General features: G+C 57.7%; 14 protein-coding genes. 6 read left to right on the top strand and 8 right to left on the bottom strand.

Annotated elements, in window-relative coordinates:
• Positions 1–17: 17 nt before the first annotated feature.
• Together metC and BV390_RS18825 are read right to left on the bottom strand one after the other, a co-directional pair.
• Positions 18–1,208, bottom strand: coding sequence for a cystathionine beta-lyase (gene metC, locus BV390_RS18830; RefSeq protein ID WP_032689625.1), 1,191 nt, complete (start codon positions 1,206–1,208; stop codon positions 18–20).
• A 37-nt stretch (positions 1,209–1,245) separates the two neighbouring features.
• Positions 1,246–2,478: a dicarboxylate/amino acid:cation symporter gene (locus BV390_RS18825; RefSeq protein ID WP_032689626.1), complete on the bottom strand. Its 1,233-nt coding sequence runs from the start codon at positions 2,476–2,478 to the stop codon at positions 1,246–1,248.
• A 224-nt stretch (positions 2,479–2,702) separates the two neighbouring features.
• Between BV390_RS18825 and BV390_RS18820 the strand changes: the two genes are divergently transcribed.
• From BV390_RS18820 to BV390_RS18800, 5 genes are all read left to right on the top strand, one after another.
• On the top strand, positions 2,703–3,629 hold the full coding sequence (locus BV390_RS18820) for a LysR family transcriptional regulator (protein WP_032697909.1): 927 nt from the start codon (positions 2,703–2,705) through the stop codon (positions 3,627–3,629).
• A gap of 51 nt (positions 3,630–3,680) precedes the next feature.
• Positions 3,681–3,920, top strand: coding sequence for a DUF2164 domain-containing protein (locus BV390_RS18815; protein ID WP_032689628.1), 240 nt, complete (start codon positions 3,681–3,683; stop codon positions 3,918–3,920).
• A 96-nt stretch (positions 3,921–4,016) separates the two neighbouring features.
• The gene (locus tag BV390_RS18810) at positions 4,017–5,168 is read left to right on the top strand and encodes a double-cubane-cluster-containing anaerobic reductase (protein WP_085397220.1); all 1,152 of its coding nucleotides are present in this window, start codon (positions 4,017–4,019) and stop codon (positions 5,166–5,168) included.
• 9 nt (positions 5,169–5,177) lie between these two features.
• Positions 5,178–5,945, top strand: a complete 768-nt coding sequence (gene yjiL, locus BV390_RS18805) for a putative 2-hydroxyacyl-CoA dehydratase activator YjiL (protein ID WP_032689630.1) — start codon at positions 5,178–5,180, stop codon at positions 5,943–5,945.
• Positions 5,942–6,196, top strand: coding sequence for a putative Se/S carrier protein (locus BV390_RS18800; RefSeq protein WP_032689631.1), 255 nt, complete (start codon positions 5,942–5,944; stop codon positions 6,194–6,196). Before yjiL ends, BV390_RS18800 begins: the two co-directional genes overlap by 4 nt.
• A 215-nt stretch (positions 6,197–6,411) precedes the next feature.
• On the opposite strand, the gene BV390_RS18795 is transcribed toward BV390_RS18800, so the two are convergent.
• The 4 genes from BV390_RS18795 to BV390_RS18780 all read right to left on the bottom strand — a co-directional run bounded on the left by BV390_RS18795 (position 6,412) and on the right by BV390_RS18780 (position 9,460).
• On the bottom strand, positions 6,412–7,476 hold the full coding sequence (locus tag BV390_RS18795; RefSeq protein WP_085397219.1) for a DUF2955 domain-containing protein: 1,065 nt from the start codon (positions 7,474–7,476) through the stop codon (positions 6,412–6,414).
• On the bottom strand, positions 7,466–8,533 hold the full coding sequence (locus tag BV390_RS18790; protein ID WP_032689633.1) for an HlyD family secretion protein: 1,068 nt from the start codon (positions 8,531–8,533) through the stop codon (positions 7,466–7,468). Before BV390_RS18790 ends, BV390_RS18795 begins: the two co-directional genes overlap by 11 nt.
• Positions 8,534–8,539: 6 nt before the next feature.
• Positions 8,540–9,004, bottom strand: coding sequence for a MarR family winged helix-turn-helix transcriptional regulator (locus BV390_RS18785; RefSeq protein ID WP_032689634.1), 465 nt, complete (start codon positions 9,002–9,004; stop codon positions 8,540–8,542).
• Between the two features lie 291 nt (positions 9,005–9,295).
• Entirely contained in the window at positions 9,296–9,460 is a 165-nt protein-coding gene (locus BV390_RS18780) for a DUF1127 domain-containing protein (protein ID WP_064497381.1), read from the bottom strand.
• A gap of 177 nt (positions 9,461–9,637) precedes the next feature.
• Here BV390_RS18780 and BV390_RS18775 point away from each other — a divergent pair, with 177 nt between their 5' ends.
• Complete coding sequence (locus BV390_RS18775) at positions 9,638–11,050, top strand: aminotransferase-like domain-containing protein (RefSeq protein ID WP_032697905.1); 1,413 nt, start codon at positions 9,638–9,640, stop codon at positions 11,048–11,050.
• Between the two features lie 163 nt (positions 11,051–11,213).
• Here the strand turns inward: BV390_RS18775 and BV390_RS18770 are convergent, their stop codons facing one another.
• Positions 11,214–11,657 carry a FosA family fosfomycin resistance glutathione transferase gene (locus BV390_RS18770; protein ID WP_032689637.1) on the bottom strand — a complete coding sequence of 148 codons (444 nt, stop codon included), beginning with the start codon at positions 11,655–11,657 and terminating at the stop codon, positions 11,214–11,216.
• Positions 11,651–12,559: a LysR family transcriptional regulator gene (locus tag BV390_RS18765; protein ID WP_032689638.1), complete on the bottom strand. Its 909-nt coding sequence runs from the start codon at positions 12,557–12,559 to the stop codon at positions 11,651–11,653. The genes BV390_RS18770 and BV390_RS18765 overlap by 7 nt, the downstream gene beginning before the upstream one ends.
• Positions 12,560–12,574: the final 15 nt, after the last annotated feature.

The following is a 12,574-nucleotide window of genomic DNA, read 5'->3' as shown; positions in this document are numbered from 1 at the left end:
CTGGCGGGGCCCGGTGTTTAGCCGATGCGGGTAAACCCGGCCTCCAGATCGGCAATCAAATCGCCGACATCCTCCAGCCCGATATGTACCCTGACCAGCGTCCCGCTGAAATCCACCTCGCCAGCTGGACGAATACTGTTCAGCTCTTCCGGCTGGTTAGCCAGAATCAACGACTCGAACCCGCCCCACGAGTAGGCCATATGGAACAGCGAGAAGTTGTCGAGGAACATCGACATTTGCTCATCCGTCAGGCGCTTTTTCAGTACGAAGGAGAACAGGCCCGAGCTGCCGGTGAAATCCCGCTGGAAATATTCATGGCCCGGACACTCTGCTAAAGCCGGATGATTCACCCGCGCCACTTCCGGCCTCGCCGACAGCCAGCGAGCAATGTGGATACTGCTCTCTTGATGCTGTCTGAGGCGTACCGCCAACGTGCGCAGCCCGCGGCTGCCGTTATAGGCGGTATCCGCATCCAGCGTCTGCCCCATCAGATAGGAGTTTTCGCGCAGACGATCCCAGCAGCGGGCGTTGGAGACCGCCGTACCCAGCATGGCGTCGGAATGGCCAATGGTGTACTTGGTGCCTGCCTGAATCGAGATATCCACGCCGTAGTCCAACGCCTTAAACAGCACGCCCGCCGCCCAGGTGTTGTCGATCATGATAACGATCTGCGGATTTACCGCGCGGATCGCGTTGACCATTCCCGGTACATCCTGGACTTCCATGGTGATTGAGCTGGGGGACTCCAGAAAGACCACTTTGGTTTCCGGGCGGATCAACCCGGCAATCCCGGCGCCGATCAGCGGATCGTAATAGGTGGTTTCAACGTTGAATTTGCTGAGGATCTTATTGCAGAAGTCCTGCGTTGGCTCATAGGCCGCGCCGGTCATCAGGATATGGTCGCCGCTTTGCACGAACGCCAGAATCGCATTGGTCACCGCCGCGGCCCCGCACGGATAGAGCGCGCAGCCCGCGCCACCTTCCAGTTCACTCATCGCTTTCTGAAACGCGAAATGAGTGTAGGTCCCGCGACGGCCGTAGAACAGCTCGCCGTTGGCGCGATTGGCGGTAGCAAATTTTTTATCTTTCACCGTCTCAAAGACCAGCGAAGAAGCGCGCTGGATAACCGGGTTTACCGCCCCCTGGGTGTAGCGTTTATCGCGTCCGGCGATAATTAACTGCGTGTCGAGCTTGAGTGAATTCTTCATAACGTCTCCTGTAATATCCTTATATCCGTGCGAAAGCTTATACGGCGGCAGCCGTGGATTTCAGTTCAGCCGGTGCCGGCTTTTTTCCAGCGAAGCGTTCCACAATCTGCGCGGCGTTCAAATCATGAATCACGTTGATCAGGGTAGCCGGAGCATCGGTGATGGTGCCCAGTACCACCAGCATCGGGATCGCCTCCATCGGCAGCCCCAGCGTGGTGACGATAAAAATTTCACCGAGGAATGCGCCGCCCGGTACGCCGCCAACGATAATGGCGGAGAGCACGGCGATCAGCATGGTCAGAAAGAAGGTTTCGCTGGTGAACTCCATCCCCAGCACCGAATAGATAAAGACGATCTTCAGCGCGGCGATCATGGCCACACCGCCCTTATTCAGGTTAACCAGCAGCGGAATAGAGACATCGACGATTTCCGGGTTAATGCCCATCGCTTTACCGGCGCGCAGGGTGACGGGCAGCGTCCCTAATGAGGAGCAGGTCCCGAGCGCGGTCGCCGACGGTTCAACCGCATTGCGCCAGAATGCTTTCACCGCCGGCATGCCGCCGCCGATATATGAATAGAGAATCGAACCGAAGATAAAATAGGCCAGCGTGGCAACCATAAACAGGCCGATTGCCCGGGCAAAGGTCAACAGCAGCCCCGAGTCCTGGCTGGCCATCGTCGCGGCGAAATAGCAGCCCAGACCTATCGGCGCGACTTTCATAATGATCGAGACGATCTTCATGATGACGGTATTGGCATCTTCCAGCAGCGAGGCTATGCGTTTACCCGCCTGTTCCGATTGCCCGATGGCCACACCGGCAATAATCGCCATCACGATCAGCGCCAGAATATTGGACTTCGAGAACAGCCCGATAAAATCGCTGGTGGTGATCATGCTGACAAAATCCATCTTCCCGCTGCCCGCCTGCACCGACTGTGACAGATCGATGGTGACCCCCTGCGCCGGGTTGTACCATAAGGCGAGCGCGACGATGCCGGCCGCGGGAATAAAGGCCATCGCAATCGAAACAATGAAGATAATCGCCATAATGCGTCCCAGCCTTTTCAGGTCGGTCATACTGGCGATCGATGACATCACGCTGATGCCCACCAGCGGGACAATAATCATAAATAGCAGGTTAAGGAATATCTGACCTATCGGCTGTAATTTAACCGCCAGTCCTGGGGCGTAAATACCTGTCAGGCCGCCGATCACCAGGGCAATTAATAAAATAATAGAGGATTTGTAGGGTTCGAGTCGTGACCACATAACCGGTACCTTTTAATTAAAATTATATTAAATGAGATTAAATTCACAATTTAATGACTTTCTGCGGTGCCTCCTTTTATTTTGTGATGCAACTCACTTAAGTTGTTATTTTTTCATTTTGCCAGCAAGTTGTTTCCTGTGATTCAATAGTTGCATGTTTCAGATACGAATGTAACGGCTCATTCGTACCGTTTTTGCAAATCACTTGTGAATTTAAGGAAAAAATGAGCACGCCAATTTCACTCAAGCATCTGGAGTTTTTTATCAAAATTGTCGACTGCGGAGGATTATCCGAGGCCGCCGCACAGCTTAACGTCTCGCCTTCTGCGGTCAGTAAAAGCCTCTCGGCAATGGAAGATACGCTGGGCACGACATTAATTAAGCGTACCACCCGCAGTATTACCTTGACCGACGCCGGGCAATATCTATTTAATCGCGCCAATAAGTTACTAAAAGAGTTTGATGATACGTTAAATACCACTTCCGGCTATTATCATAATCCGCAGGGTGAATTACGAATTACCTGCTCCATTGCCTTTGGCTACTCCCGGTTGGTCAACCTGGTGGATAAATATCGTCAGCAGTACCCGGATGTGAATCTGTATATTGATTTGAACGATAATTTCGTCAACCTCAATGAAACCGACTTCGATATCGCTCTGCGTATCTCCACCGCACCGCCGCAAAACTACGCCATGCGCAAACTGGTTTCGATTCGCTGGGCTTATTGTGCGTCACCCGGCTATCTGGCTAAAAAAGGGATGCCGGTGCGGCGCAGCGATCTGGTGAATCATGATTGCCTGGTTTATCCCGGCTTGACGCCGGTGCTGAAGGTGACCGACGAGCACGATCGCCCGCATCAGCTTAAGCTGCACATGCCTATCCAGGCCAACAGCAGCCTGGTGCTGTTAAAATCGGTGCTGGAAGATCAGGGCGTTGCCTACCTGCCGACCTATCTAATCGGCGATCATATTCAGAAAGAGGAGATCACGCCGCTGATCCTCGATGGGACGATCGCCTGCGAGACGCACGCGCTGTATGCGCTCTATTTCCCCAGCAAATACAGCAATCCTAAAGTACGATCGTTTATCGATTTCCTGGTGGCAGAACTCGGCCCGGTGCCCGCGTGGGATAGCTGGATCCCCAGCTAACCTTATCTCCTCTGCCTTTTGATGCATTCAGAGCCCATTTAAGGAGCAAAAATGGCTGACATTACCCTGACTCCCGGCGAACGCGATCTGCTTCGCGAAAAGCTATGCGCATACTGCGAACAGAATTTTGACCTTGAACTGGAGCAGTTTGACGCCGAGTTCTTTGTCGATTTTATCGCGAAAGAGCTCGGCCCTATGTTCTATAACGCCGGGATTGAGGAGGCGATCCGCACCCACGTGGCTTACAGCGAGCGCATTCAGGAAGAGATGGATTTGAAGAAGGTCTACTAACGCCGCGGGATGCGTGGAAGATCAACAAACACACATAAATAACAGGGCTATAATGGCGACTCTTTCATCATCTCCCGTGTACGGGGAAGGAAAATCATGTCGCTCATCACCGATCTACCCGCCATCTTCGACCAATTCTCGGAAGCTCGTCAGCAGGGTTTTCTCACCGTCATGGACCTTAAAGAACAGAATGTGCCGCTAGTCGGCACCTACTGTACCTTTATGCCACAGGAGATAGCCATGGCGGCGGGCGCTGTCGTCGTCTCGCTGTGTTCCACCTCCGATGAGACCATTGAAGAGGCGGAGAAAGACCTGCCGCGCAACCTCTGCCCGCTGATTAAAAGCAGCTATGGCTTCGGCAAAACCGATAAATGCCCCTACTTTTACTTCTCTGACCTGGTGGTCGGCGAAACCACCTGCGATGGCAAAAAAAAGATGTACGAATACATGGCCGAGTTCAAGGCGGTACACGTGATGCAGCTACCGAACAGCGCCAGCGACACCGCCTCCCGGGCGCTGTGGAAAGCGGAGATCAAGCGCCTGCAGCAGGTGATTGAAACGCGTTTCGCTACGCCAATCAGCGAGGCGGCGCTGCGCGAAGCCATCGTGTTGAAAAATCGCGAACGCCGGGCGCTGGCCAATTTCTATCGCCTCGGGCAGTTAAATCCACCGGCGCTCAGCGGCGGCGACATTCTGAAAGTGGTTTACGGCGCGACCTTCCGCTTCGACAAAACCGCGCTGATTGATGAACTCAACGCGATGGCAGAACGTATCCATCAGCAATGGCGCGAAGGTCAACGACTGGAGGCCCGCCCGCGTATTCTGATTACCGGCTGCCCAATCGGCGGTGCGGCGGAAAAAGTGGTCCGCGCCATCGAAGACAACGGCGGCTGGGTGGTGGGTTATGAGAACTGCACCGGCGCGAAAGCTACCGAGCACTGTGTGGCGGAAGACGGCGACGTCTACGATGCCTTAACCGATAAATATCTCGCTATTGGCTGCTCCTGCATTTCGCCCAACGATCGGCGCCTGCAGCTGCTGAGCCAGATGGTCGAGGAGTATCAGGCCGATGGCGTGGTCGACGTCATCCTGCAGGCCTGCCATACCTATGCCGTTGAATCGCTGGCGATTAAGCGCCACGTACGTCAGCGGCACGACATTCCCTATATCGCGATTGAAACCGACTATTCGACGGCAGACCTCGGCCAGCTCAGTACCCGTGTCGCCGCATTTATCGAAATGTTGTAAGGAGCGCGCGTGATCTACACGGTAGGCATTGACTCCGGCTCCACCGCGACAAAAGGTATCCTGCTGGCAGACGGCGTCATTGCACGCCGTTTTCTCTGCCCGACCCCCTTTCGCCCCGCCGACGCCATCAACGACGCCTGGGAGACGCTGCGCGCAGACCTCGCGGAAACGCCCTTTTTAACCCTCACCGGATATGGTCGCCAACTGGTCGATTTTGCCGATAAACAGGTGACGGAAATTTCCTGTCACGGGCTCGGCGCACGTCTGCTGGCGCCGGAAACCCGCACGGTGATTGATATCGGCGGCCAGGACAGCAAAGTCATCCAGCTGGATGCGCAGGGCAACCTCAGCGACTTTCTGATGAATGACAAATGCGCGGCCGGCACCGGTCGCTTTCTGGAGGTGATTTCGCGAACCCTCGGCGCCAGCGTCGAGCAGCTGGACGCCATTACCGAAGGCGTTGAAGCGCACGCCATCACCAGCATGTGCACGGTATTCGCCGAATCGGAAGTGATCAGCCTGCGTTCAGCCGGGGTCGCACCGGAGGCGATTCTGGCCGGGGTGATCAACGCCATGGCCCGGCGCAGCGCGAACTTTATCGGCCGCTTATCCGCGCAGGGGCCATTGCTGTTTACCGGCGGCGTCAGCCACTGCGCGACGTTCGCCGCGATGCTGGAGCGTCACCTCGGCCTGACGGTGCACAGGCACCCGGACGCCCAGTTTGCCGGCGCCATCGGCGCGGCGCTGATCGGCCAACGCCTGAGGCGGCGAGGATGACGGCATATCTGTTTTTATTTCATTCGACGGTAGGGGTGGTACGGATGCGCAAAGCCCTGCAGGCGGCGGGATTATCCTTTCAGGTCAAGGACATTCCACGTCAGCTGCGCGGCGGCTGCGGGCTGTGCATTTATCTGCACTGTCTGCCGGGAGAAGAACAGAAGTGGGTTATCCCCGGCCAAACGGAAGCCATATTTCGCGTTGCCGGGGATGATTACCAGCTGCTGGCTAACTTTCCGCAGCAGGCATAAGGGCTATCCCTGCCAGGGCGTCAATCATCGCCTGGCGGCGCTTCGCTTGCGCGGGCCTACAGCCGATCGCGGACCGCCCAGCCCCGGTCTTGTTTGCAGGCCGGGTAAGGCGCCAGCCGCCACCCGGCATAACGCGCGCGCAGTGGCCGTAGCGATCGCCCATGGGATCCCTATCAATCCCCCGATCGCCAGCAGAGCGCGTTGGCGGCCTGAGGCTATTCCGTGATGACGAACCGCGTCGGCGCAAAGCAGTTCAGAATCCGGTGCACAAGGAAAACCAGCGTCAGCGTAATGATAAGCGAGGCGGTCACCGAGGTAATACGGTACAGATCGCTGAAGATCAGATCCTGGTCCGGGTGCAGGTTCTGGCCGAACATGATCCCGATGGTGGTGATGCTGGCGAAGCCCACCCCGGCGCCAACCTTTTCCATCACGTGCAGGCGGGCGCTAAAGGCCAGACCCAGGCCAATCAGCGGCATCATCAATACCATATGGTTGCTGAAATCGTAGATAAGCAGCTGCACCACCAGAATATACAGGCAGGACAACACCACCCCCGCGACACGCCACACCGAGCTTATCACCGCGCCGCGATAGTGCATCGGGAACAGGATCAGGATCCCCGCCATCAGCGCCGAAAGAGAGTCACTGAGATCGCAGATCTGGAAGACCACGAAAATCAGGGTGGCGACGGTGCCGGAGAGCAGCGATTCATGGCGCACCCTGGCGGCGTCTTTCTCGATTCGCGGCGGCGGCTTACGCGGTTCGACGTCCGGAATCAGGTAATTCATTAACGCGCTGAGCGCCACCGCCATCACACAGGCTTCCATATTAGAGAACAGCAGCGTGTGCCAGTTGCTGGTGGGATAGCTCATAAAGTTGAGCATCGTGCTCTGACAGACCACCCCCATCGACCCCAGCAGAAACAGCGGCCCCTGGCTCATGAAGCGAAAACGCATCACGTAGAGGCCAAAAACCACCAGCGTCATCACAATCGGCCATTGCGACAGATAGCCGACGATCAGCACCATTTCAACGCAGTTTACCGCCGCACTGAAGATAAACTGCCTGGCGACATGACGATTAAAAACCGGCACCAGCGACAGCAGCATCAGCGGATAGACCACAAAGAAGACGCCGTACTGCACATCGTAGAAGGTCGAGATACTCAGCGCTATCATCCCGGCAAAGGCGATCCGCAGCGTCTGACGAAAGTCATTCGCCGTGTAAACGATATTACCGTGCGGGGTAAAAACGCGAGCCAGCGTATTAATAGACATAGTGCAGCAGGCTCACCAGATGGATCTGCAGGCCGGCAAAGGTGCGAGCAAACGGACCCTCGCTGTTATAGAGCTGAACCGTGGCACGGGCGCCGGTCGGCAGCGGTTTGTCCAGCGGTTCATCAAGAGCGACATGGATCCGCATCCGCTGGGCATCGCGCACCCAGCGGGTAGACTGCTCCGGCTGCGATAGCTGGCCGTTAACCTCTTCCTGGCCGGCTAAAATCCCGGCGTCGCTGCTGGTCACGTGCGCCGGAAAGACTTTCCCCGGCAGGGCATCGAAGACCACCGCGGCATCGGTATTCACCCCGGTGTGGCGCAGGCTCTTCTCACGAAAATCAGCGACAATATCGGTATGGTTGCTGACCAGCGCCAGCAGCGGCGTGGCGGCAGTGGCATACAGACCCGGATTGAGCTGCAGGTTGCTCACCATCCCGTCCGTTTCGGCGTAGACTTTGCTCCAGCCAAGGTTGAGCTGCGCCTCTTCCAGCGCGTTGCGGTATTTTTGCAGCGTCACGTTACGGTTATCGTCGCGCTCCCCGCGCTGGATCAGCAGATTCTGGATACTGGCATTCAGCGCGCTGACCGACTGTTCGCTGGTCTGCCAGGTGGTGCGCACCTTATCGAGATCCGATTGCGAAACGTTCTGCATGGTGCTCAGGCGCTGATAGCGATCCAGAGTCACTTTATCGTTGCGGGCGGTGAACTGTGCGGTGCGCAGGTTGGCGCGCGCGGCGGCAAGCTGGGCATCAAGCTGCTGATTGCTCAGCTTCGCTTGTTCATAGGCTATCTGCGCGGCCTGGACTTTGTTGATAAACGGCGTCGGATCCAGCTCATAGAGCAGGTCTCCTTTCTTCACCTGGCTATTGTTGTGCACATAGACCTGCGACACATAGCCGGAGACGCGCGGTGAAACGGGCGTCACGACCCGCATGACGGTCGAGTCCGGCGTCAGCGGGATCCAGATATCGGCAACGATAAACCAGGCGAATATCGTCAGGAACGCGACAATACTTACCCTTACCCAGCGGGCAAATTTTTGTTCAGGGGTCATCATAGTTTTTTAGATCTTGTTATCTTCTTCGCGGATTGTCCGCAAATTGCAGGCGATGTGATTTAAGGTAGCGCTGAAGGTGGCGAGATCCGCCGCAGGAATGGTCCGGGTGACGCGGGATTGATAGGTCTCAATCACACGGTTCAGATCTTCCAGTATCGACCGGCCTTCCGCCGTCAGCGTCAGCAGGCGTATGCGTTTGTCATATGGCGATGTTGAACGCACCAGATAGCCCTGGTTTTCCAGCTGCGTGAGGGTGCGCATCAGCGGCGGCAGTTCAATACCCTGCACCTCCGCCAGCTCGCTGACCGACACGTTGTCCCCCAGCTGATGCAGCTGCATCAGCACCGTCCAGCTTGACTGGGTCAGTCCGGTATCGGTGATAGCAGAGTCGATGGTCGCGCGCCACTGGCGGACCACCATCGCCATCCGCATCCCCATCGGGCGGCGGGCGAACAGTTCGTCTTCGGTCATGTTTCTTTCCTCAGTTAGCTGAGAAGAAAATAATACTTATCAGGGTAAGTATCAAGAAACAGTGGGCGCAGAAGCATTAATTGATAAATATTGTGAATGTAATAATCCTGGCGGACATTTCCCCGCTCGCGCTATCGCTTTCCGGGGCTATGGCATCGTGCGGTTTTGTCGCCCGGACAGCTGTGCAGCACCGCCCCCCGGGAAAACCCCGGCCGCGCGGCGCTTACCGGGGCTATGGACTGGTCGCCCGGATAGCGCGTTTAGGCCATCATCCGGGGAAAAACGCATTTTTTAATTGAGCTGATCTCGCCTCAGCCCGACATCCTTGAGCTGTTCATCGCTCATTCGCTGCAAAACCCGTCGCGTTTGCTGCCGTAACCACCATTTTCTTATCATGCGGCCCAGTAATACGAAGCCGATAAACGGCTGTTTTGCCCGGTTCTCGTGAAATTCCATCCTCTACCTCCTCGCCTTGCCAGAGGCTTTATCTTCGCGGATCTGAAGCCCAACAATACAGATGCACAAAATACTTTTCTTTAACATACAGATTGGCTAAAACGGTATCTGCGTGGCTTTTTTTTCATCCATCTGTACTGGTTTATCTATCTGTATGGTGGCAATAAGGGATACAGCATGACGCGTTACCAACATCTGGCCAGTCTGCTGGCAGAACGTATTGAGCAAGGGCTGTATCGCGACGGCGAAAAACTGCCGTCGGTACGCAGCCTGAGTCAGGAGCACGGTGTCAGCATTAGTACCGTGCAGCAGGCCTACCAGACGCTGGAACAGCAGCGGCTGATCACCCCGCAGCCGCGTTCCGGCTATTTTGTCGCCCCGCGTAAAGCCCAGCCGCCGGTACCGCCGATGTCGCGCCCGGTTCAGCGCCCGGTGGAGATCACCCAGTGGGATCAGGTGCTGACCATGCTCGACGCCCGTAACGACAAAACCATCATCCCCTTCGGCGGCGGCTCACCGGACGTCACTCAGCCGAGCCTGAAACCGTTGTGGCGTGAGCTTAGCCGGGTGATTCAGCATAACCTCAACGAGGTGCTGAACTACGACGAGCTGGCCGGGCGCCGCGAACTGCGGGAGCAGATCGCCCGCCTGATGCTGGACGGCGGTTCCGTCGTCACCGCCAACGATCTGGTGATCACCAGCGGTTGTCACAGCGCGCTGTCGCTGGCCCTGCTGTCGGTGTGCCAGCCTGGCGACATCGTCGCGGTGGAGTCGCCGACCTATTACGGCACCATGCAGCTGCTGCGCGGTCTGGGGATCAAAGCCATTGAGATCCCGACCGATCCGGACAGCGGGATCAGTATTGAAGCGCTGGAGCTGGCGCTGGAGCAGTGGCCGATCAAAGGCGTTATCCTCGTGCCTAACTGTAATAATCCGCAGGGTTTTATCATGCCGGACGCCCGCAAACGCGCGGTGCTGACCCTCGCCCAGCGGCACGATATCGTCATTTTCGAAGATGATATTTACGGCGAACTGGCCACCGACTACCCGCGTCCGCGCACCATTCACTCGTGGGATATCGACGGCCGGGTAATGCTGTGTAGCTCGTTTACCAAAACTATCGCTCCAGGCCTGCGTATCGGTTGGATCGCGCCCGGCCGCTACTACGATCGTCTGCTACAGATGAAATACGCCGCCAGCGGGACCAACGTTCCTTCAACCCAGCTGGCCGCCTGTAACTTTATCCGCGAAGGCCACTACCATCGCCACGTGCGGCGGATGCGGCAGATTTATCAGCGGAATATGGAGATCTACACCTGCTGGCTGCGGGAATACTTCCCCTGCGGGATCTGCGTCACCCGACCGAAGGGCGGCTATATGCTGTGGGTTGAGCTCCCTGAGCACGTCGATATGGTCTGCGTCGCAAAGCAGCTGTGCCGCCTGAAAATCCAGGTCGCGCCGGGTTCGCTGTTCTCGGCGTCCGGGAAATACCGCAATTGCGTCAGGATCAACTGCGCCCTGCCGCCGATCGAGAAGCACCGGGAGGTGATGGTGAAGCTGGGGGATGCGGTGAAGGTGGCGATGGAGTGAATTCTTGGCAGTAGCGAACTGGCTTGTCCCCCGGTGGCGCTTTGCTTACCGGGGCTACGGGTTTGCAGCCGATGGAGCCAGTAGCCCGGACAAGGCGCGCCAGGCGCCGCCTCCGGGGAGCAACCGCAGGGCGATTCAGGCGGTGGCGCAGCGCTCAGCCGGGCTACGGGTTCCGGCTCGCCTGCGGCTCCTCGCCATAAAAAACCATCCCTTTATACGGCTGCTCGCGGCAGGCGGCCAGGCGCTGAGCGAGGCTGCCGACGTGCAGCTCCAGCTTGTGGCCATCGGGATCGAGGAAGTAATAAGACGCCCCTTCGCTGCGGTTCACCTTCCACATCGTCACCCCGGCCACTTCCAGACGGGCGGCAAACCCGGCGAAGTCAGCTTCGGCAATGCTAAAGGCGTAGTGGGTATAGTCGCTCTCCTCCGGCGGAGTGATGCGCCGCTGCGGATCGAGGGACAGGCACAGCCACAGATCGCCGCAGGCAAGATAGGCTCCGCCGTCCCAGCGGGCGTGCAGCGTCATCCCCAGCAACTGGTGATAAAACGCCACGCTCGGCGCCAGGCGGCTGACCGCCAGGGTCAGGTGATTCAATCCGCTTAACATGACTTATCCTCTAATGACATCACGATTTGCTGACGCAGCCATTGATGGGCCGGGTCGCGATGCCAGCGTTCGTGCCACAGCATCAGCATATCAAACCCGGCCACCGCCAGCGGCGGCTCGACGACCATCAGACCACTTACCCCACGCGCCAGCCGCTCCGGTACCACCGCCACCAGCTCGCTGTTGCGCAGCGTCTCCAGCATAAACAGGAAATGTGGCACCGAAAGGACAACCCGTCGCGCCAGGCCAAGATTAGCCAGCGCGATATCGGTCGCGGCATGAAAACCGCCGCCGTCCGGCGAAACAATCACCTGTTCCAGCTGGCAGAACTGCGCCAGGCTGAGCGCCGATTGCAGCGCCGGATGCCCGACTCTGCCCGCCAGCACATAGCGTTCACTGAACAAGACTCGCTGATGCAGCTCCGCCGGCGCGCCGTCACGGGTATGGAAAAACAGATCCACTTCGTCACGCTCTGCCTGCGACACCAGCCGCGAGGGCTGCAGCTCAAAGACCGCCAGGCGGCTGCCTGGGGAGGCCCGACGCAGCGTGTGCAGCGCCGGAAGTAAAATCGCCGAGGCCATATAATCTGTCGCCGCGACGCGCCAGGTTTGCGCCGCCGTCGCCGGATCAAAATGGCTGGCAGGCGCCACCGCCAGCTCGAGTGCGGCGAGCGCATCGCGCAACGGTCCGCGCAGTTCATCAGCGCGGGCGGTCGGCAGCATCCCGCGCGGCCCGGGCAGCAGCAGCGGGTCGGCAAAAATTTCCCGCAGGCGCGCCAGCTGAATGCTCACCGACGGCTGCGACAGGTTGAGCCGCTGCGCCGCCCGCGTGACGTTATTCTCACTCAGCAACACGTCGAGGGTGCGCAGCAGGTTGAGATCCAAACGATGTAAATTAATCATGGCTATACCTGAGAT

Source organism: Klebsiella sp. YJ (assembly GCF_002108615.1).
GTDB classification, from domain to species: Bacteria; Pseudomonadota; Gammaproteobacteria; order Enterobacterales; family Enterobacteriaceae; genus Klebsiella; species Klebsiella planticola.
The sequence above is the reverse complement of the archived record's forward strand: the minus strand, read 5'-3'. Positions and strand labels throughout refer to the sequence as shown.

Coding starts and splice junctions, on each gene's coding strand:
- BV390_RS18825 (WP_032689626.1), bottom strand. CDS start 2,478: ATGTGGTCACGACTCGAACCCTACAAATCCTCTATTATTTTATTAATT.
- BV390_RS18770 (WP_032689637.1), bottom strand. CDS start 11,657: ATGTTAAGCGGATTGAATCACCTGACCCTGGCGGTCAGCCGCCTGGCG.
- BV390_RS18800 (WP_032689631.1), top strand. CDS start 5,942: ATGACGGCATATCTGTTTTTATTTCATTCGACGGTAGGGGTGGTACGG.
- BV390_RS18780 (WP_064497381.1), bottom strand. CDS start 9,460: ATGGAATTTCACGAGAACCGGGCAAAACAGCCGTTTATCGGCTTCGTA.
- BV390_RS18795 (WP_085397219.1), bottom strand. CDS start 7,476: ATGTCTATTAATACGCTGGCTCGCGTTTTTACCCCGCACGGTAATATC.
- metC (WP_032689625.1), bottom strand. CDS start 1,208: ATGAAGAATTCACTCAAGCTCGACACGCAGTTAATTATCGCCGGACGC.
- BV390_RS18790 (WP_032689633.1), bottom strand. CDS start 8,533: ATGATGACCCCTGAACAAAAATTTGCCCGCTGGGTAAGGGTAAGTATT.
- BV390_RS18820 (WP_032697909.1), top strand. CDS start 2,703: ATGAGCACGCCAATTTCACTCAAGCATCTGGAGTTTTTTATCAAAATT.
- BV390_RS18785 (WP_032689634.1), bottom strand. CDS start 9,004: ATGACCGAAGACGAACTGTTCGCCCGCCGCCCGATGGGGATGCGGATG.
- BV390_RS18815 (WP_032689628.1), top strand. CDS start 3,681: ATGGCTGACATTACCCTGACTCCCGGCGAACGCGATCTGCTTCGCGAA.
- BV390_RS18765 (WP_032689638.1), bottom strand. CDS start 12,559: ATGATTAATTTACATCGTTTGGATCTCAACCTGCTGCGCACCCTCGAC.
- BV390_RS18775 (WP_032697905.1), top strand. CDS start 9,638: ATGACGCGTTACCAACATCTGGCCAGTCTGCTGGCAGAACGTATTGAG.
- BV390_RS18810 (WP_085397220.1), top strand. CDS start 4,017: ATGTCGCTCATCACCGATCTACCCGCCATCTTCGACCAATTCTCGGAA.